At 68.2% G+C, this 19,405-nt stretch carries 16 protein-coding genes; 6 read left to right on the top strand and 10 right to left on the bottom strand.

The window, feature by feature from the left end; all coding sequences use genetic code 11:
• Window positions 1–64 precede the first annotated feature (64 nt).
• The 7 genes from ccsB to hemL all read right to left on the bottom strand — a co-directional run bounded on the left by ccsB (window position 65) and on the right by hemL (window position 8,143).
• Entirely contained in the window at window positions 65–1,174 is a 1,110-nt protein-coding gene (gene ccsB / locus IH48_RS0116160; protein ID WP_030904155.1) for a c-type cytochrome biogenesis protein CcsB, read from the bottom strand.
• On the bottom strand, window positions 1,171–2,988 hold the full coding sequence (resB, locus tag IH48_RS0116165; protein WP_051839841.1) for a cytochrome c biogenesis protein ResB: 1,818 nt from the start codon (window positions 2,986–2,988) through the stop codon (window positions 1,171–1,173). Before resB ends, ccsB begins: the two co-directional genes overlap by 4 nt.
• A 4-nt stretch (window positions 2,989–2,992) precedes the next feature.
• The gene (locus tag IH48_RS0116170) at window positions 2,993–3,715 is read right to left on the bottom strand and encodes a cytochrome c biogenesis CcdA family protein (protein WP_051839903.1); all 723 of its coding nucleotides are present in this window, start codon (window positions 3,713–3,715) and stop codon (window positions 2,993–2,995) included.
• A 52-nt stretch (window positions 3,716–3,767) separates the two neighbouring features.
• Complete coding sequence (locus IH48_RS0116175) at window positions 3,768–4,403, bottom strand: TlpA family protein disulfide reductase (RefSeq protein WP_030904161.1); 636 nt, start codon at window positions 4,401–4,403, stop codon at window positions 3,768–3,770.
• 146 nt (window positions 4,404–4,549) lie between these two features.
• A complete protein-coding gene (locus tag IH48_RS0116180; RefSeq protein ID WP_030904163.1) occupies window positions 4,550–5,806 on the bottom strand; it encodes a twin-arginine translocation signal domain-containing protein in 1,257 nt (418 codons plus the stop codon).
• Between the two features lie 216 nt (window positions 5,807–6,022).
• Window positions 6,023–6,706, bottom strand: a complete 684-nt coding sequence (locus IH48_RS0116185) for a histidine phosphatase family protein (RefSeq protein ID WP_030904165.1) — start codon at window positions 6,704–6,706, stop codon at window positions 6,023–6,025.
• A 108-nt stretch (window positions 6,707–6,814) separates the two neighbouring features.
• The gene (gene hemL / locus IH48_RS0116190; protein WP_030904167.1) at window positions 6,815–8,143 is read right to left on the bottom strand and encodes a glutamate-1-semialdehyde 2,1-aminomutase; all 1,329 of its coding nucleotides are present in this window, start codon (window positions 8,141–8,143) and stop codon (window positions 6,815–6,817) included.
• A gap of 116 nt (window positions 8,144–8,259) precedes the next feature.
• Between hemL and IH48_RS0116195 the strand changes: the two genes are divergently transcribed.
• Window positions 8,260–8,856 (top strand): hypothetical protein, encoded by a 597-nt coding sequence (locus IH48_RS0116195; RefSeq protein WP_107059307.1) that lies wholly within the window; start codon window positions 8,260–8,262, stop codon window positions 8,854–8,856.
• 124 nt (window positions 8,857–8,980) lie between these two features.
• On the opposite strand, the gene IH48_RS0116200 is transcribed toward IH48_RS0116195, so the two are convergent.
• Both IH48_RS0116200 and IH48_RS33365 read right to left on the bottom strand, forming a co-directional pair.
• Window positions 8,981–10,282: a tyrosine-type recombinase/integrase gene (locus IH48_RS0116200; protein ID WP_420705493.1), complete on the bottom strand. Its 1,302-nt coding sequence runs from the start codon at window positions 10,280–10,282 to the stop codon at window positions 8,981–8,983.
• 1 nt (window position 10,283) lies between these two features.
• Window positions 10,284–10,604 carry a helix-turn-helix domain-containing protein gene (locus IH48_RS33365; protein WP_051839843.1) on the bottom strand — a complete coding sequence of 107 codons (321 nt, stop codon included), beginning with the start codon at window positions 10,602–10,604 and terminating at the stop codon, window positions 10,284–10,286.
• Between the two features lie 438 nt (window positions 10,605–11,042).
• Between IH48_RS33365 and IH48_RS0116210 the strand changes: the two genes are divergently transcribed.
• From IH48_RS0116210 to IH48_RS0116230, 5 genes are all read left to right on the top strand, one after another.
• On the top strand, window positions 11,043–11,267 hold the full coding sequence (locus IH48_RS0116210) for a helix-turn-helix transcriptional regulator (protein WP_030904175.1): 225 nt from the start codon (window positions 11,043–11,045) through the stop codon (window positions 11,265–11,267).
• Window positions 11,268–11,407: 140 nt separating this feature from the next.
• Window positions 11,408–12,664: a DUF3631 domain-containing protein gene (locus IH48_RS0116215; protein WP_037841968.1), complete on the top strand. Its 1,257-nt coding sequence runs from the start codon at window positions 11,408–11,410 to the stop codon at window positions 12,662–12,664.
• Between the two features lie 571 nt (window positions 12,665–13,235).
• Window positions 13,236–13,880: a plasmid mobilization relaxosome protein MobC gene (locus IH48_RS0116220; RefSeq protein WP_420705490.1), complete on the top strand. Its 645-nt coding sequence runs from the start codon at window positions 13,236–13,238 to the stop codon at window positions 13,878–13,880.
• Entirely contained in the window at window positions 13,877–15,610 is a 1,734-nt protein-coding gene (locus IH48_RS0116225; protein ID WP_030904181.1) for a mobilization protein, read from the top strand. Before IH48_RS0116220 ends, IH48_RS0116225 begins: the two co-directional genes overlap by 4 nt.
• Before the next feature lie 118 nt (window positions 15,611–15,728).
• Window positions 15,729–16,784, top strand: a complete 1,056-nt coding sequence (locus tag IH48_RS0116230; protein WP_051839905.1) for a phosphotransferase — start codon at window positions 15,729–15,731, stop codon at window positions 16,782–16,784.
• Window positions 16,785–16,962: 178 nt separating this feature from the next.
• Here IH48_RS0116230 and IH48_RS0116235 read toward each other — a convergent pair whose 3' ends face one another.
• Window positions 16,963–17,631, bottom strand: a complete 669-nt coding sequence (locus IH48_RS0116235) for a hypothetical protein (RefSeq protein ID WP_030904185.1) — start codon at window positions 17,629–17,631, stop codon at window positions 16,963–16,965.
• Window positions 17,632–19,405 lie beyond the last annotated feature (1,774 nt).

The raw sequence follows: 19,405 nt of genomic DNA on the forward strand, positions 1-19,405 counted from the left end.
GACACGGGAAAGGGTGCGGTCCCCGGTGACCCGGGGCCGCACCCTTTTCCTGTGCCGGCTCGGCTCACACCCCCGCGTAGGAGTGCTTGCCGGTCACGAAGATGTTGACACCGTAGTAGTTGAACAGGAAGCAGGCGAAGGCGACCAGTGCGAGCGTCGCGGCCTTGCGTCCCTTCCAGCCCGCCGTGGCGCGCGCGTGCAGGTAGCAGGCGTACGCGACCCACGTGATGAAGGACCAGGTCTCCTTCGGGTCCCACTCCCAGTAGTGGCCCCACGCACTGCCCGCCCAGATGGCGCCCGCGATGATCGTGAACGTCCACAGCGGGAAGACGGCGGCGTTGACGCGGTAGGCCAGCTTGTCGAGGGTGGCCGCCGCGGGCAGCCGCTCAAGGACCGACGTGGCGAACGCGCTGACCTTCTCGCCCGCGATGAGCTTCGTCTCGTACCGGTCGCGGAAGAGGTAGAGCAGCGTGGCGACGGCACCGACGTAGAAGACGGCGCCGCAGAAGATCGCGCAGGAGACGTGGATCCACAGCCAGTACGAGTGGAGCGCGGGCACCAGCTGGTCGCTCGCCGTGTACAGGACGGAGACGGCGAGGCCGAGCGTCAGCAGCACGGTCGTCACGAGCGGCAGGCCCATCCAGCGGACGTTCAGCTTCCGCGAGGCCAGCAGGCCCAGGTACACGCCGACGGCGACCGTCGAGAACGTGATGCTGAACTCGTACATGTTGCCCCACGGCGCGCGCTGCACCGACAGGGCGCGGGCCACGACGCCGCCCGCCGCGATGAGGAACGCGAGGCCGGTCAGCGCGAGCGCGATGCGGCCCCACATGTCGCCCTGCACGTCGCCGCCGTCGGCCCCGGGGCCGTCGGGCACGTTGCGCGATCCTGACGCGGACCTGGTGACGACCTTCGGGCGTTCGAGCACGGTCGTGCCGCCGCCCTTGGCCGCCACCTTGACGGTGACCGTGGCGGTGGGCTCCGCGGCAGCGGCCTCCCCTTCGCCGGCGTCGGCCGTAAGCGCCGCCGCCGTGCGGGCGACCTTGGAGCGGCTGCCGAAGGTCCACTCGAAGATGTGAGCGAAGAAGGCAAGCATGTACACGGCCATGGCCGAGTAGATCAGCACGTTGCTGGTATGAGCCAGGTTCTCGTTGGTTGCGGCGGCGAGGATCACTTCTCGGCCCCTTCGGCGTGGTCGGCTGGTGCGGCACCGGTGGCGGCGGTGGCTTCCCCCGCGTCGTCGGCGTCAGGTCCGGGCGCGGTCGCGTCCGCTTCGGGCGCCTCTGGCGCGTCCGGTTCGGGCGCGGGGGGCGCCTCGGGAATGAGCGTGACGGCCAGGTCGCCAAGCTCCTCGGGGAGTTTCGCGGACTCGCTGCGGCCGAGTCCCGCCATCTCCAGCACGGTCACACCGTCGGGGCCCTTGACGGCCCTGACCCAGATGCGGCGCCGCTGGATGAACAGGGAGCCGGCGAGGCCGAGGATGGCGGCGGCCGCGCCGCCGAGTGCCCAGCCCTCGCCCGGCTGGTGGGTGATCTGGAAGCTGGCCCACTGCTTGATCGGGCCCTTGTCGAACGTGATGGAGCCGGCGCCGTTCGGCAGCTTCATGGTCTCGCCGGGCAGCAGGCTCTTCTTGAGGATGTCGCCCTTGGAGTCCTTGAACGGGGTCAGGGTCTTGGTGTCCAGTTGGTAGACGTTCTGCGGTACGCCGGAGTCGACGCCGAGGTCGCCGTGGTAGGCGCCGATGTTGAGGACCGGGAAGTCGGGGGCGGGGAAGTGCGAGAGCATCTGCCCCTTGCCGCCGAACGTGGGCACGAACAGGGCGGCGAAGCCCAGCTGGTCCTTCTTGCCGTTCTTGTCGTGGTAGCCGTCCATCACCTTGATGGCGCCACTGGAGGAGAGGTTCTTGTCGAACGGCAGCAGCGGCGTGTTGCCGTGGAAGACGACCTTGCCCTTGCCGTCCTTGACCGTGACGGACGGCGCGTAGCCGTGGGAGATCAGGAAGACCTTCGACCCCTCGATCTCCAGGGGGTGGTTCTCCTTGATGACGCCCTTGTGCTCGCTGTCGCCGGGACCCGCCGAGTAGTGGATGTCCGCCTGGAACTTCCGCGCGGTGCCGACCTCGGGGCCGCTGCGCTCGTACGTGCCGATGAAGTGGTCGAGGGAGAACGAGAACGGGGGCAGGTTCGACGTGTCGAACAGCGACCCCGAGGTGAAGTCGTCGTACTGGCTGAGCGTGTTGGAGAACCCGTCCGTGTCCCCCTCCATGATCAGCTTGCCGCCCTCGGACTTGAACAGCGATCCGGAGGCGAACGCGACGAGCATCACGATCAGCGCGACGTGGAAGATCAGGTTGCCGCTCTCGCGCAGGTAGCCCTTCTCCGCGGCGACCGCGTCCCCGACGACGTGCGCGCGGAAGCGGCGCCGCTTGAGGAGCGTGAGCGCGGCCTTCCGTACGTCCTCCGGCTCCGTGTCGGTGCGCCACGTGGTGTACGCGGGGAGCCTGGTCAGGCGGGACGGCGCGCCCGGCGGCCTGCCGCGCAGCTGCCCCACGAACTGCCAGCTGCGCGGGATGATGCAGCCGATCAGCGAGATGAACAGCAGGATGTAGATCGCGGAGAACCACACCGAGCTGTAGACGTGGAACAGCTGGAGCTTGTCGTAGATCGGCCCGAGCGTCGTGTGCTGGCTCAGGAAGGTGTCGACCTTGTTCGAGCTCGCGCTCGTCTGCGGGATCAGGGACCCGGGGATCGCGGCGAGCGACAGCAGCAGGAGCAGCAGCAGCGCTATCCGCATGGAGGTGAGCTGCCGCCAGAACCAGCGGGCCCAGCCGATCGGCCCGAGTCTCGGGCCCGCGGCGAGCGGCTCCTCGCGGGGCGCCGTGGAGAGCTGGGACCCGGCGGCGCCGAGCTCGCGCTCGTCGGCCACCTCGTCCGTGGGGGTGGTGCCGCCGGCGAGGTCCTCGCCTGCGTGCGTGTCTGTGTTGCTCATGGTGCTAGATCCCCACCGTGAAGCCGCTTGACCACGACTGCGTCTGTTGCAGGAGGCTGTCCCAGGCTCCGGTCACGAGCAGCAGGCCGGTGGCGACCATCATGGCCCCGCCGATCCGCATGACCCACGCGTAGTGCCGCTTGACCCAGCCGAAGGCGCCGAGCGCCTTGCGGAACGCGACCGCCGCCAGGACGAAGGGCACCCCGAGCCCCAGACAGTACGCGACGGCGAGCACGGCGCCGCGCCCGGCGCTCCCCTCGTTCATGGCCAGCGTGTTGACGGAGGCGAACGTCGGGCCGAGGCACGGCGTCCAGCCGACCCCGAAGAGCGCGCCCAGCAGGGGCGCCCCGGTCAGCCCCGACACGGGCCGCTTGTGGAGGCGGAACTCGCGCTGGGTGATCCACGGCATCATCCCGGCGAAGAAGATCCCCATGAGGATCATCACCACGCCGAGGATCCGCGACAGTCCCGACCGGTAGTCCTGGAGGTTCGCGCCGACGAAGCCGAACAGCGCGCCGCCCGAGACGAAGACGACGGTGAAGCCGAGCACGAACAGGCTCGCGCCCACCACCATCCGGCCGCGCCGCGCCTGGCCCAGGTCCGTGCCCGTGACACCCGTCACGTAGCTGAGGTAGCCGGGCACGAGCGGCAGGACGCACGGCGAGAAGAAGGACACGAGACCGCCGACGACGGCGATCGGCAGCGCGATGAGCAGCGCGCCGCTCATGACCGTGTGGTTGTACCCCGCCGCCGCGAGCACCTGTACGTCGTGCACGGGATCACTTCTCCGCGATCAGCGGGTCGAGCATCTTCCGCAGCCCGGACACGTCGAGTCCGCCGAGCTTGCGTGCCGCGATCTTCCCGTCGCGGTCGAGCACGACCGTCGACGGGACGCCCTGCGGGTTGAGCGTCCCCTTGGGGAAGCCCGAGAGCAGCAGCCGGCCCGACGGGTCGTACAGGCTCGGGTACGGGATGTGGAAGCTCTTCTCGAAGGCGACGCCGTTGCCCTTGTCGGTGTCACGGGTGTCGATGCCGACGAACTGGACGCCCTTGGACTTGGTCTCGTTCGCCACCTTCGCGAGGTTCGGCGCCTCGGCGCGGCACGGCGAGCACCAGGAGCCCCACACGTTGATGACGACGACCTTGCCCTTGAGCGAGGCGACGTTCAGCGTCTTGCCGTCGAGGGTCTTGCCGTCGAGGGTGCCGGCGGGCTTGCGGTCGGCCTTGGGGACGGTGTCGACGCCGTCCTCGTTGCTCGCGACGAAGTTGGTGTTGCCGCCTCCGCCTGACTTGCCGCTGCCGCACGCGCCGAGCGCGAGCGCGGCGGCGACCACGGCGACCGGCAGGACGGCGGCGCGCGCCGCCCGGCGGGAGCGGCTGCGCGTGCTGCGTCGGGGGGCGCGACCGAAGTTCATGTGAAAAGTTTCGCATGGGCGATTCGGGCCCTCTTGCCCACCCCCCTCCCTGTCCGTGCCGCCCCAAGGGCCCCTTGTAAGGACGGGATGAACGGTGCCTGTGAGCACGGGCGGACCGCGGCCCGCCGACCGCGGCCCGGTGCCTGCTACGCCGCCTTGAGGTAGCTGTTCCAGCCGCCCGCGGGCTGCTCACCGACGTTGAGCGACTGGAGCTTGCCGAGGATGGCGGGGTCCTGCACGTCAAGCCAGTCGGCGAACTGGCGGAACGAGACGAGCCGCACGTCCTTGTGGCCCGCCCCGGCGATCTGCTTGAGCGCGTCCTCGACCGCGTCCATGTAGATGCCGCCGTTCCAGGTCTCCATGTGGTTGCCGATGAAGAACGGTGCGCGGTTCGTCTCGTACGCGCGCTTGAAGCCGGCCATGTACGACTCGGTGGCCTGCTTCCGCCAGGCCGGGTACTTGGAGGTCATGCCGTGGGTGCTGTTCTTGGACTGGTTGGCGAGGATGTTGTAGTCCATCGACAGCACCTCGAAGGTGTGACCGGGGAAGGGGATGCCCTGGAGGGGGAAGTCCCACAGGCCCACCTTCTTGGTGGGCCAAATCTGCAGGCCGCCGGGCGACGAGGCGTCGTAGCGCCAGCCGAGCGCGGCCGCGGTCGGCAGCAGCTGCTTCTGGCCGAGCAGGCAGGGCGTGCGGCTGCCGACCAGCTCCTTGCGGTAGTCGAACGGCAGCGGGTCGGCGTCCGGGGTGGAGCAGTTGGTGCGCCACTTGGTGACGAAGTCCACGGCCTGGTCGATCTCGCTGCGCCAGTCGGCGGAGGTCCAGTTGCCCACGGAGCCGCTGCCGGAGCAGAAGTGGCCGTTGTAGTGGGTGCCGATCTCGTGGCCCTCGTTCCACGCGCGGCGGACGCAGGCGAGCGTCTCCTTGATGTGCTCGTCGCTGAGGTAGCCGATGGCGGAGGCGCCGACGGGGTTGTTGGGCGGGTGGTACAGGTCCTTCTTCGACTCGGGCAGCAGGTAGAGGCCGGAGAGGAAGAACGTCATCCCGGCGTCGTGCTGCTTGGCGAGGTCGAGGAAGCGGTCGAAGAGGCCGGTGCCGACCTCCCCGGCGCCGTCCCAGGAGAAGATGACGAACTGCGGGGGCGTCTGGCCCGGCTCCAGGCGCACCGGCGCGGCCGGCTGGTTGGGCTGCTTGCCCGTGTAGGCGGTGGAACCGTCCCCGATGAGCTTCATGGGGCGCTGCGGGGGGCCCGCGGCGTTGCCCTTGCCCACGGCGCCCTTGCCGGTCGCCTCGGCGGACGCCTTGTGCCCGCCCGCCTTCTCGGCTCCGCAGGCGGCGAGGCCGACGGCCGCCGCCGCCCCGGCTCCCGCTCCGAGCAGATCTCTACGGCTGATGCTGCGCATACCGTCCCCATCCGTGTTCGGTCGCTGTCCGATCGGTCGCTCTCGACCGGCAAGCACGGGTCAGGTACTTGTCGGTTCATCACATTTATTACAAGCGACCCACCGTGAGATAACGCACCAAACGCGGCGGTTCTCCGGATAATCATATCTTTACTGATTCGATGCGAACGCGGGGTTGTCCCGCGCTTCGTACCATTGCTCCGGCGGGGTGGTTCCCTATGCGCCGAACGCCTTACCGCCGCCCTGCTGGGGTTTGGCGCCCGACAGCAGGTGCGCCGGGACGAGATCGCGCGCCGGCTCCGTGTAGGCCACCGAGACGATCCGGTCGCCCCGGTAGGTGAAGGTCGTCAGCGAGGCCAGCGTGCACTGCCTGCGCCGCGGGTCGTGCCAGAGCCTGCGCCGCTCCACGAAGCTGCGCAGGATCCAGATCGGCAGCTGGTGGCTCACGCACACCGCCTCACGGCCCCTGGCGTGATCGCGCGCCGCGGCAAGCGCGGCCGTCATCCGCACGACCTGGTCCACGTACGGCTCGCCCCACGACGGCCGGAACGGGTTGCTCAGGTACTTCCAGTTCGCCGGCCTGCGCAGCGCGCCGTCCCCGACCCCGAACTTCCTGCCCTCGAAGATGTTCGCCGCCTCGATCAGCCGGCCGTCCGTCCCCACGGGCAGGTCGTGCGCCCCGGCGATCGGCGCGGCGGTCTCCTGCGCGCGTTCGAGCGGCGAGGCGACGACGTACGCGACGTCGCGGCCCGCCAGGTGCTCAGCCACCCGGTCGGCCATCCGCCTGCCGAGATCGGAGAGGTGGTAGCCGGGACGGCGGCCGTACAGGACGCCGTCGGGGTTGTGCACCTCTCCGTGGCGCATCACGTGCACCACGGTCAGCTCGTCGGTCTTGCTCATCGCTCTTCCTCACGCTTCCTTCGGCGCTCGTACGCTCGCACGAGGTGCTTTCACGCTCATACGCTCGGGCGCCCGCGCGCCACGGAGCCCGCCCAGGCCCCGCCGAGCCTACGGCGCGGGGGTGGCCTGCGCGGCGGCGCGTGCGGCCGCGGGGAGCGCGGCGGCGATCCGCTCCACCGCGCGCTCGTCGTGCGCGGTCGACAGGAACCACACCTCGAACGCCGACGGCGGCAGGTACACGCCGTGCGACAGCATCGAGTGGAAGAACGCCGTGAAGCGGAACGCGTCCTGGCCCTTCGCGTCGTCGAAGTTGCGCACCTCGGAGTCCGTGAAGAAGACGGAGAACATGCTGGACGCCGTCTGCACCCGGTGCGCCACGCCCTCCTTGGCCAGTGCCTCGGACACCAGGCCGCGCACCTCGCGCGACACCGCGTCGAGCTTCGCGTAGGCCGCGTCGTCCAGCAGCCGCAGCTGCGCGAGGCCGGCGGCCGTCGCGACCGGGTTCCCGGACAGCGTGCCCGCCTGGTAGACGGGGCCCGCGGGCGCCAGCCTGCCCATGATCTCGGCGCGGCCGCCGAAGGCCGCCGCGGGGAACCCGCCGCCCATCACCTTGCCGAACGTCATCAGGTCGGGCTCGACGCCGTCGACGCCGAACCAGCCGGCCTTCGACGTGCGAAACCCCGTCATCACCTCGTCGGACACGTACAGCGCGCCGTTCGCGTGGCACAGCTCGCGCAGCCCCGCGTTGAACCCGTCGAGCGGCGGCACGACGCCCATGTTGCCCGGCGACGCCTCCGTGATCACGCAGGCGATCTCGCCGGGGTGCGCGGCGAACGCGTCCCGTACGGCGCCGAGGTCGTTGTAGGGCAGGACGATCGTCTCGCCGGCCTGGGCGCCCGTGACGCCGGGCGTGTCGGGCAGCGCGAAGGTGGCGAGCCCGGAACCGGCGGACGCGAGCAGCGCGTCCACATGACCGTGGTAGCAGCCGGCGAACTTCACGACCTTCGCGCGTCCCGTGTACCCGCGCGCGAGGCGGATCGCGGACATCGTGGCCTCCGTACCGGAGGACACGAGGCGCACCTCGTCGAGCGGTGCGACGCGGGCCACCATCTCCTCGGCGAGCGCGACCTCGCCCTCGGTCGGCGCCCCGAACGACGTGCCGCGGCCCACCGCCGCCCGCACGGCCTCGACGACCTCGGGACGGGCGTGCCCGAGGATCATCGGACCCCACGAACACACGAGGTCGACGTATTCCCGGCCGTCCGCGTCGGTCAGGTAGGGACCGCTGCCGGACGCCATGAAGCGCGGCGTCCCGCCGACGGCCCCGAAGGCGCGCACGGGCGAGTTGACGCCGCCCGGCGTCACTCGGGCCGCGCGGGAGAAGAGTGTCTGCGAAACTGGTGCATCGGTATCAAAGGGGAAGCTCACGTAAGCCATGGTGTCAGAGGCCCGGATGTTCTTGCGGACAGGTGTTTCACGGAGCGCCGACGGGGGAGGTCACTGTCACGATGATCGGGTTGCGCGGCCGGAGCTGCGAGTGGTCGGGTGGAGATATGCATCGCGGTGGCGGACTGGGCGAGGGGACCGACGGCCTGGGCCCCGAGCCTGCCCGGCGGGGAAAGCACCGGCGCAATGACCACCGCCACGACCAGCACGAACGCGAACGGCAGGCCCATGCCCAGCCGCAGCCTGCGAGCAGGAGCGGTGGCCGAGTGGGGGTGACGTACAAGTACTTCGGCGCGCCCGACGGCGCGACGGCCGCCCGCGTCCCGATCTCCATGCGCCCCGAGGAACTCGGCGGCGACGAGCTGGGCATGGGCGGCATGTTCACCAAGATCAAGCCGGAGACCATAGCCGCGATGGTCCTCACGGGCATACAGGGCATGCCCCTCTACCGCGTCCCCCCGCTCGAACTCGTCGTGCTGCACCCGGACTACGCGGTGGTGAAGCTCCCCATGACGGCGGTCGACCCGCTGCGCGGCGTCGGCGAGGAGTCGGTCGGCGCGGCGGCCTTCATCTGGTCCACGGTCCCGGACAGGGGCGGCCCGCGCGACGCGTTCGACGTCTACCAACTGCTCCACGAGTGGCAGGACTTCTCGAAGCGGCTGCACGAGGCGGGGCATCAGCCTTACTGCCTGGTGTGGCCCTGACCTGGGATTTCATAGGGATCCAGGCAGGCGCTCCAGTCACCCATGGGTCATGTGCAGGGCGGACTCTCGGGCCGTCAGGGCACATTGAGGGCACATTGGATTGGACGAGGGCACTGATGCGCCCTTACGCGGCAAACGTGTCCGGCGCTCGGCCGCCATCCTCCTCTTGCGCCTCCTCAGCGGCCCCGACGTTGATGAAGACGTGATCGATCGCCTTGCGAGTCCGCGTCTCGCTGGACGGCAGCAGGTGCGTGTACGTCCGGAGCGTGAACCCCGGGTCCGAGTGACCGAGGTACTCGGAGAGCGCCTTGATGCTCTCCCCCGCGTCCAGGAGTACGGAGGCGTAGGCGTGCCGGAGGGCGTGCATGCCGTCCTCCGGGGCCGCTTGGAGGTACCTCGCCCCACGTTCGCGTGGGGGGATCACACCGGCGGCGGCCAAAGCACGCTTCCAGTCCCCCATGTTGAAAACGCTCCGGCTGTACGCCCGTTGCTTCTCGTCGACGAAGATCAGGCGAAAGGTTTTCGGTTCACCGTCCGGCTTGCTCCACGGCAAGGTGACCGGGGTCGGCGGGAACGCCTCCATGTGCGCTCTGAGGGCGGCAGCGAGCTGGGCGGAGAGCGGGACCGACCGGATTTTGTTGCCCTTGGGAAGGGCGAAGACGGCCTTCGTTCCGACGAGCCGCACCTGCCGGTTGACGTGTATCCATCCGCCCTTGAAGTCGATGTCGTCGACGGCGAAGCCGAAGACCTCCCCCTGGCGCAGACCGCAGCCGAAGGCGAGCTTGCCCCCGGCTTGGAAGCGTTCGGGCAGCCCGGCTATGACCGCTCGCACCCGTTCCAGCGGCCAAGGGATGATCTTCTTCTTGGTCGCGGTCGGCAGCCTGACCGACTTCGCCTTGCAGGGGTTCTTCGGGAGCAGCCCGTCCTCCACAGCCATGCCGAGGATGCCGGAGAGGATGTCGAAGATGCCCTCGATAGTCGACACCTCGAAGCCGCCGTCCTGGAGTGTCCTGACCCAGCCCTGGATGGTCGAGGGCTTGTTCAGGGAGCGCAGCTCGCGTCGGCCGAGGTGCGCGACGATGTGGTTGCGCACGGTGGACTCGTACCGCAGGGCGGTGGTCGGGCCCACCGAGTTCGCGTCGAGCCACTTCTGGGCGTAGGCCCCGAGTGTCTGCTTCGTCTGGGCGGGGACGACGTAGGTGCCGCTGCGGATCTCGACGTCTACTTCGGCCGCCCGCTTGTCGGCCTCGGCCCTGGTGTGGAAGTGCTCCTTGCGCTGCCGGCCGTCGAGGTCGCGGTAGCGGACCTGCCAGCGCTTGCCCGTTCCGTGATCCGATGTCGGGATCATTGGCCGCGTACGGCTCTTGTGCTCGCCGCACTCGGTCTCACCTGGCCTGGGGTGCGATTTGTGCCAGCGGTCGTACACGTCAGCCAAGAACGACTCCCTGGGTTCGGTCGGAGATCTGCGGAACGGCGGCACGGAGTGCAGGAGCGACACCGGTCCCGAGAGGCAGCAGCGCCGCCGGAGGGATGCCGAGGGCCGGGGCGATGACGACGAGGTCGTCGATGTCGCAGCGTCGTCGGGCCCGTTCGGTGCGACTGAGAGCGGTGTTGGTGATGGGGCGGCCCAGCGCGGTGCAGCGGGCGGCGATCTGGTGCTGGGTGAGACCACGCGCGACGCGCATGTGCTCGATAGCGCGGGCGGCGTGCAAGCCAGCGGCGCCTATTTCAACAGGTCTTTTTGCCATGACAGGTAGCTGTAACTTGCGACCGTGGATTATGGCAAGAGTTGGTTCACAAACTCTACAGAAGTCGCGCCCGAGCGGAATCGGCTCCTACTCGCGGAATCCGCGGACACGGTCAGACATTTCCGCCGGTCGCCCCGCCGAACAGACGGTGCCGCAAGAGCCTACGTCGCAGCCCCCGGTCACCTGGGCACTTCCTCGCCGTAGAGACACAGGTCACTAGGTGTGACCACGCTGCGGGCAAGCGGCCGACCAAGGAGTGAGGCACGGCATCTTAGCCACCCGATGGTTTTTGGTCGTCCGCCGATTAGCCCTTACGGTATTGCCCCGCTGCCACCCGCCAGTGAGTTCTGCAGAGTTTAAGAACCAACTCTGGACTTTTCCGCACCGCGTGTGGCTGTGTTGCACATGCCTCGTTGTCCAAAACCGAAAAGGAGCCCTGTGCCGACTCTTTCCCCCCGACCTGCCCACGCCTCCCAACGTGGGCCGCTGGCCACCCCGGCGGAAGTCGCCGACTACCTCGGAGTACCGGTGAAGACCCTCTACCAGTGGAAGTACCGGGGCATCGGCCCCAACGTGCACAAGGTCGGCCGCCACCTGCGCTACCGGTGGTCCGAGGTGGACGCCTGGCTCAACGCACAGGCCACCTACGACCTCGCCGTCTGACACGACCGCAGGGAAACAAGGCGGCTCCCGGCGAGCCGCCGCCGAAGCCGCCCAGTCCCCGCCCTCGCTCCCTTGCATGCACGATCTGTCTCGCTGTGGCCGGGCACTTGCCCGTCCGGCCACAGCAGGAAGGAACGCCTGTGGACGAATCCACGACCTCTCCCAACTCCACCCCACCCGCCGACTCAGTGGCTTGGCCGCCCATGGCCATCCCCGGCCAGAGCCAGGAACCCCGTCCCCTTGCCTCCGGAGCCGGCGCACCAGTCAGCGCGAGCGAGGGTGCCACCCTGCTGGACGAGCTACGCGCAGCGATCGCCCGGTACGTGATCCTGCCCAGCAGCGAGGCGCTGACGGCGGTCTCGCTGTGGGTGGCCGCCTCGCACATACAGCCCGCGCTGCAGCACGCGCCTCGCCTGGCGGTGGTCGGGCCGGCGAAGCGGTGCGGCAAGTCCCGCCTCCTGGACGTGATCACGGAGACCGTGCGCGGGCCGCTGATCACGGTCAACACCAGCCCGGCGGTCGTCTTCCGCGCCATCGGCGACGATCCGCCCACCCTGCTGGTGGACGAGGCCGACACCATCTTCGGCAGCATCAAGGCCGCCGAGAAGAACGAGGAGCTGCGCGGCCTGCTCAACGCCGGACACCAGCGCAACAGGCCCGCCCTGCGGATCGTCGGGCCGGAGCACAAACCGCAGGCGTTCCCCACCTTCGCCATGGCCGCACTTGCCGGGATCGGGGATCTTCCCGACACAGTCATGGACCGGGCTGTAGTGATCCGCATGCAACGCCGGAAAGACGGGGAACGCGTCGAACAGTTCCGCTCCCGCCGCGACATACCTGCCCTGCACGCCGTACGTGACCGGCTGGCATCGTGGTTGCGCCCCCAGATGGACACCGCCGCCGTCCTGATGCCGACCATGCCGGTCCAGGACAGGGCAGCGGACACCTGGGAGCCACTGGTGATCGTCGCGGAACTCGCGGGCGGCGACTGGCCGGAGCGAGCGCGTGCCGCGTGCGTGTCGATGTGTGCGGCGGAGGTGGGCCAGGACGACGAGTCGAACCTGAAGACCCGCCTGCTGCACGACATCCGCCGGGCCTTCGCGCGTCGTGAAGATCCCGAGATCCTGCGCACCAGTGACCTGCTGTGCGACCTGGTCAACGACCACGAGGCGCCATGGGCGGAGTACGGCGCAAACGGCCTGAGTCCGCGTCACCTGGCTCTGCTGTTGAAGGGCTTCGGCATCAAGTCCGCCACCCATCGTTTCGATGGCGGCAGGCAGGCCAAGGGCTTCGCCCGCGCCCGCTTCACGGACGCATGGGCCCGCTACTGCCCCGAGGAGCCGGGAGCCGAGAACCGCGACGGGAGTGTCCCGCAAGGTGCGGGCCCGCACCCGTAAGCACTCGTCACACCCGTCGCAGCGCAGGTCAGTCCAGTGACGAGTGCCGTCGCCGTGACGAGTCCTCCCGTACCGGGCCAGCCTCTCGTACCTGCCCTGACCAGGCATGCGACGAGTGCGACGGGTGTCGCTCCATCACGCCGTCCCTCTTGTTCGCACGCTGGGGACCGAGGCCGCCGGATTCGGGGACCGGGGACGCGGTCCCGATACGGCACTGCGAGCATCCCGCCGGGACCGAGCCAAGAGGATCGGGGACCGCGAAGCGGTGTTCTGGGGACCGGTCCCCAGAACGTCCTGCACACGGCCGCTATCGGGCCGGTCCCGGGGGAACGGAGTCTCCGCACGGGGACCGCCGGATCGAGGACGGTCCCCGTGACGCAGCGTCAGGGGGACCGTGCCTGTCGGACGTCGAATACGGTCCCGCCTTCCGCTGCAGTCGAGGACCGCACGCATGACTTCCGGGACCGGTCCCCGCCCGCGCCACCCGGGTCCCCGCCGGCCGGGCCGATCCGGCTCGGGCACACGCCTCACCAACGCCCCCACATCACGCACGCCCCGAGGAGAAACGCGCTTGCCCAGCCAGCATCGTGAGGAACGCAACCTGCTCGACGCCCCGCCCGCCGACGTCACCACCGCAGAAGACGCAGCAAGGTATCCCGCTGGACCGTCCAAGGGTCGGCACCGCGAGGGCTCCTTCGCCCCGGGAGTGGCGAAGGAGGACGGGCACCAGGGGGTGCCCGAGGGGAAGCAGCCTGTCGCGGCGCCTCCGACGCGCGCCGCTGACATCGCCGCGCTGCACCGGGTGGCCCGTCGCCGCAGGCGCGAAGAGACCCAGCGCAAAGAGCGCGTCGACGTGCGCTACAGCGTCGAGGAAAAGGCCGCGATCCTCACCAAGGCACGATCGATGAACATCGCCGCCGCGCACTACGTCGGCGCCCTCGTCCTCGCTCACGTCCAAGCTGACCTCACGCTGCCTGGCCAGCGCACCCAGCTCGATGACTACATCGATGAGCTGGCCGCCCTGCGCCAGCAGGTCACCAAGATCGGCCACCTCGTCAACCAGGTCACCAAGAAGCTGAACTCCGGCGCTCATCCACACCCTGGGGACACCGCAACCCTGGCCCATGCCGCGCGAGCCCTGGATGCGGTCGACGCGGCCGTGCGGACCATTGCTGAGACTGCCGACCAAGCCGTCTCCGGCACGGCGGCCCAGTGATCGCCAAGATCAGCGGCGGCAAGGACACCGCCGGCCTCATCCGCTACCTCTACGGCCCAGGCAGGGCCAACGAGCACACAGACCCCCACTTGGTCGCCTCCTTCGACGGCTTTGCCCCGGACCCCGGCCGCGCAAACACTCCTGTCTCCACCCGGCGGCTCCTTGTGGCGGACCTGAATCTCCGCGTCAACCAAGCCAGACGCCTGGGCCGCACTCCGAAGCAGCAGGTGTGGCACTGCTCGATCCGGGCCGCCGGCGAAGACCGTCACCTCAGCGACACCGAATGGGCTGACATTGCACGCCGCATCGTCGCAGCCACCGGCATCGCCCCCGAAGACGATGCCGATGGGTGCCGCTGGGTCGCCGTCCGCCACGCCGACGACCACATCCACATCGCCGCCACGACGGTGCGAGGCGACCTTCGGCCGGCCCGCCACTGGAACGACTACCTCACCGCCGACAGCGAACTCGCCGCGATCGAGAAGGAGTACAGCCTTCGCCGTGTCATACGTGGCGACCGTACAGCCGCCAAACGCCCCACCCGCGCCGAGGTGGAGCAATCACACCGTGCCAACCAGCCCGCAACGGCTCGCGAGCGTCTGCGTTGCGCCGTTCGCACGGCGGTGGCCGCCTCCACCAGCGCTGAGGAATTCCTCGGCCTGCTCGGTGATGCCGATGGCGTCCTCGTCGAGGCCCAGTGCTTCCCCTCCGGCGATGTACGCGGATACAAGGTCGCCCTCGAAGGAGATACCAACGCCGCAGGTCAGCCCATCTGGTTCTCCGGCTCCAAGCTCGCTCCCGACCTGTCCTTCCCCAAGATCCGGGCACGCCTGACCAACGTCACCCCGCTGTCCCTTGGCCAGCAGAAGCACCTACGACGTGCCCCGTGGCACCGGGCCGCGGACGCCGCGGAACGCATTCCACACCACCTCGACCAGACCGATGACAGGGCCGCTCAGGCCCATCTCGCGGCCTTCGGCGAAGCCCTCGATGCTCTTCCGCTCCTCGCACCACAGGCCCTTCGGCCCCAGCTCCGCCGAGCGGCCACCGCGTTCGAGCGCGCCACCCGCTCCCGTATCCGCGCTGAAGACCACCATGCCCTCGCCCTTCGCCGCGCTGTACGCACGATGCTGCGCGATCCTGCTTCTGCAGGCGACGGTGCCGCACTGGCGATGTTCCTCGACATCGCCGTCCTCGTCGCCATCGCCGCCACCCGCTGGCACCAGCTCCACTGCCACGACCAGCAGGTCGCCGCCACCAGACAGACTCTCCGGCATCTCGAAACCTGCTACGCACAGGCCGCAGCCGCGCCCCTGACCGACCTCGCTTCGCGTTGCCCAGACCAACGGACAGTGAACCGGCAGATCCGCCGCATCCGCCGAGTTGTGCCCGAACACGCGGATCGGGTCGTGGAGGACGACGCGTTCAATGCACTCGCAGCCACGCTCGCCCAAGCGGAGGCCACAGGCCACGACACCGAACGAGCCCTCCAGCAAGCCATCGAGCAGCGTCCGCTCGACGATGTCCGCTACCCCGCGCAGGTGCTGATCTGGCGCCTCCAACGCCTCAACGCCGGCGCCGACACGAGCTCGCCGGCGCGCGCGGCGCAAGCCCACGGCTCGGCTCCCGGCACTCCCGTTCTCGGCAGGAATGCGCGATACCCGAGCAAAGCGGCAACGCCCGCGACAACCCACAAGGCGACAACAAGACCCGATGGACCTCGCCGCTGACGGGCGTGTGAAGGAGGCCCGGGCGGGGCAGGCCAGGCCCCATATGTCGGCCGGACCGGCCCAGCCGACCCGCCGGTCCAGGGCCGCGGCCAGAGCCCCGAGCCCGTATCGTGCGAGGGTGACCGAGACGCCCCCCGAAGCTTGCCTTGACGCCGCGCTCCCGGATCTGGCCGGAGCCTTCGGGCTGGGCGAGGTACGGCGACGACGGTTCCTTGCCGACGGGTTGATGAACAGGAACTGGCTGGTGGAAACGTCCACCGGAAGTTACGCGGTGAAGCAGATCACCGACGTGCCGCTGGCGAAGGTACGGCGGAACCTGGCCATGCTGCCCGGACTGGCCCATGACGGGCTCCCCGTCCCTGCAGCGCTGCAGACCGCAGACGCCGAGTGCGTGGTGGAGGTCGCCGGACAGGGATTCTGCGCCCTGCCCTGGGTGGAGGGCACTCACGTCCAAGGCACCGACCTCGACCATGATCAAGCCCATCAGTTGGGAGAGCTGTTGGCCGGGCTGCATCGCAGCTTGTCCCGGCACGCCTCCCCGTCACCGAGCGGGGCACCGGTGCCCAGGACCACCGACGCAGGCACCGCCTCCAGGGCCGCCGATGAGCACAGCGCGAGGTTTCCCGCCCAGCCGACGGAAGTCTTCGATAAGGAGACGGTGGAGGCCCTGCACCAGCGGAAGGACCTCCTTGCCTCACACGCCGGCCGGCAGCCACAAGGTAGCCGGCTCGCCGGACCCCACGGATGGACACACGGGGACTTCCAGTACCGCAACCTCCTACGGCGGGATGGCGCCATCGTCGCCATCCTCGACTGGGACCGTGTCGCGGTCCGCTCCTATGCGGAGGAGGTCGCCAGGACCGCCCAGGTGCAGTTCGGTGGGGGTGGCCGCTTCAGCCTGGATCGAGTAGCTGCGTTCGTTTCCGGCTACCGGTCACTGATCCCGCTGTCTGAGGGGGATCTTGCCGACGCGGTGCACCGGCTGTGGTGGAAGAGAGCGACGGACTTCTGGCAGCTGGAGTTCTATTTCGAGCGCCGCGACCCCGCCTTCGGAGACCTCTTCCTCGCCGACGAGGCCCTGCTTCATTGGTGGACGGACCACTTCGATGAGGTGCGAACAGCGTTCGCCACACACCACGGGCCACGGCGCTTGGGGGCAGTTCGATCGGTCTAGAGCGAGTCCCGGAAGAAGGGGATTCGGCGGGCATCCTGGCCAAGAGCGGTTCCCTCAGGACCTCCGCGGTCAGCAACGGTCCTTTGCCGAGGACCACCGCCTCTGCTTGAGATGTACGCTCAGCGCACTGCACGTGAAAAGTAATTGTGACAGCTTCGGACGCCGGCCTTCGGCAGCGTCAAGTCGCTTCGGGATCCAGCCCGAAGCGCTGGATGATGTCAGGGTGGGTGGAGGCGGCAACGTGATCGGCAAGCGGCCAGACGCCACGCTGATCTCCGAGATCCTCGTAATGTAGCGGCTGGTCCAGATGGAACCCGTACGGCGAGGTGTCTGTCACAGTGGTCAAGGTTCGTTCGTCAGGTCCGGGACCCAGTCCGTGCAAGATCACCGTACGTCCCAGGTGGCTCGGCAGCACCACTGTCCAGAGGCCCGCGAATTCCCAACGGCGGCCGACAACGGTCTCTGAGGCTTGATCGTGGAGCTGCCACTCCTCGGCCGGCCAGTCACCCGCCCGCGCAGCTTCCTCTTCAGCGATCTCGTAGAGGGGGCGGAGGATCCGCTCACGGTCGGCATCGGTGGCCAGGGGAAGAATCATGTTCAGGTGCGCGAAAGTGGCGGCGAGAGCGATGTCGGCACGAGCGTCTTCGGGCTTCATGTTCTCGACGTGCCGAGCGTCCTCGACGGTCTCGACGATCAGCGCCGAGTCCTTGTCTCGATGCGCGAGCCAGACCGACCAGACCGGGTGACCCGGCGAGCCGTCGTAGAACTCGATCCACCGATCCCCTGACCAGTCCAAAGGAAGACCATAGGGGATGAATCCGAGAGGGGGGTGCACATGCTTCTCCATGGCTTCGAGTATCCCACCGTGAGGGCGACAACTCATCGGCTCTGCAGGCGATGCCGTCACCGGATCCGCTACGCCGGCCGTCTGCTGGCAGACGGCCGGCATGCCTGGGCGAGTCAGATCAGCTCTCGACGGTCTCGCAAGCGGGGCCACCAGGATTGTGCCCGCTGGAGGTCCGTGCATACACACACACCCGCGATCCGTCCGGGTAACTGGCGTTCGGCTGCTCGGAATAGACAGCGGACTTCCCGGCCGTGCCGCACATAGAAGGGGACGTCTTGTCGTTGTAGGTGTTGCCACCCTTGGTGATTCTGATCTCAATGCGGCCACACCACTTGAGGCTGCCGCTCAGGTTCACGTCTCCGCTGACGGCATCGACGTGGAGCCCACTGCCTATGACGTTGATGCACACCTGCGATCCCGTACAGCCGTTGGCTGACTGAGGCTGTAGGTCCAAGGGCTTGGGAGCGGAGAGGACCAGAGGCGTGGGGGCAGGCGAACCCGGGGCGGCGCTGGCGACGGCGGGCGCTACTCCGACTGCCGCGAAGGCTATGGCAGCGACTGTTATCGCGTGACGAAACAACACGTTCTCCTAGTCTGTCGGCGAAACCAGCGATGGAAGCAGCGCTGGCCTAGAAGGTCCTCTCGAACTGCGTCGTGCAAGCCTGATAATTCCCCTTGTATATTTCCGCCTCCACCGTCCCTGTGTGGCCACTACTGACCGAGATAGTGATGGTGCTCGTTCTCGCACCGGCGCTTGAAGTGGCGTTCACCTGACCCTGTTTTTGGACTGTCGAACCGAGCACTGCAGCCTGATAGTGCATCGTGCCATGAGAACTGCCGAGCCACTTCGACAATCCGGTCCCGACGATCTTGAAGGACCATTTACCGCCCGAGTACTGCTGACTCGTGAGGTAAACGGTGTCCCCACAGTCGGGACGGGGCTCCTTCGGAGAGACAGAGGCATGAGTGGCCGCGATTGCGGGTTCCGCAACGACTACACCCATGAGGGAAATTGCGGCGGCGACGACCACGATCCCTCGCCGCGACCTGGTGCTCGAACCGTGAACACGAAGCTTCATTTTTCTCCTCTCGCGCATACGAAATCATCAGGGCTGCACCTTAAACTCCCCCGCTCACCCTGAGTGATCAACCGGCTCCGCTGAGCCTACAACCAGCGCCATTCACGCGTCGAGGGGGCACTGTGAAAAAATAAGCGGAATTTAACGCTCCTTTAGCTATTCGGAAGAAGGGAAATAATTAAACCCGCAGGCCACCACACTCTCTATTTCCGGATCAATAACTCCGTCAAGTCGACGCACACAAACCCCGACCGTACGAACGATGTCCCCGTTCCAGCACGAAACGACGGCACACAACACAACCGGCGACTGCCGGTCTCGGCCCTTCAGGGTAGTTTGAGATGTTCTGAGGTTTCGTAGTGGATGAGTCGGTTATGACCGCTTCATCCTCGAATTAAGTGATGCACTAGCCGCCGCGCAGAATTGCATCTCCTACACAGGTCGCCTTCCCGCTATGCGATGCTTCCGTCTCGTCTGGTTTCGGCAGCAGAGTTGAGCATAAATCGCGTGTTTACTCATATTTTCCGCAAGGGTACCGACGGCCGATATCCGTATTTTCTTGCAGCTTCCCCGCTATGGAGTCAATCCACCCATTGGCCTCGATTCGTCAGCGGGGTTCGATCGCTGATCGACCCGGCGGTTTGCCCGTAATGTCCTGGGCCGGTGGATGACGGGCCGTCGCGTGACGCTGCGGC

The organism is Streptomyces sp. NRRL F-5126, from assembly GCF_000721265.1.
GTDB lineage: Bacteria > Actinomycetota > Actinomycetes > Streptomycetales > Streptomycetaceae > Streptomyces.

Excerpts from the sequence above, each read along its gene's own strand:
- resB (WP_051839841.1), bottom strand. The coding sequence starts at position 2,988 with ATGAGCAACACAGACACGCACGCAGGCGAGGACCTCGCCGGCGGCACC.
- IH48_RS0116170 (WP_051839903.1), bottom strand. The coding sequence starts at position 3,715 with ATGAGCGGCGCGCTGCTCATCGCGCTGCCGATCGCCGTCGTCGGCGGT.
- IH48_RS0116175 (WP_030904161.1), bottom strand. The coding sequence starts at position 4,403 with ATGAACTTCGGTCGCGCCCCCCGACGCAGCACGCGCAGCCGCTCCCGC.
- IH48_RS0116180 (WP_030904163.1), bottom strand. The coding sequence starts at position 5,806 with ATGCGCAGCATCAGCCGTAGAGATCTGCTCGGAGCGGGAGCCGGGGCG.
- IH48_RS0116185 (WP_030904165.1), bottom strand. The coding sequence starts at position 6,706 with ATGAGCAAGACCGACGAGCTGACCGTGGTGCACGTGATGCGCCACGGA.
- hemL (WP_030904167.1), bottom strand. The coding sequence starts at position 8,143 with ATGGCTTACGTGAGCTTCCCCTTTGATACCGATGCACCAGTTTCGCAG.
- IH48_RS0116195 (WP_107059307.1), top strand. The coding sequence starts at position 8,260 with ATGCATCGCGGTGGCGGACTGGGCGAGGGGACCGACGGCCTGGGCCCC.
- IH48_RS33365 (WP_051839843.1), bottom strand. The coding sequence starts at position 10,604 with ATGGCAAAAAGACCTGTTGAAATAGGCGCCGCTGGCTTGCACGCCGCC.
- IH48_RS0116235 (WP_030904185.1), bottom strand. The coding sequence starts at position 17,631 with ATGGAGAAGCATGTGCACCCCCCTCTCGGATTCATCCCCTATGGTCTT.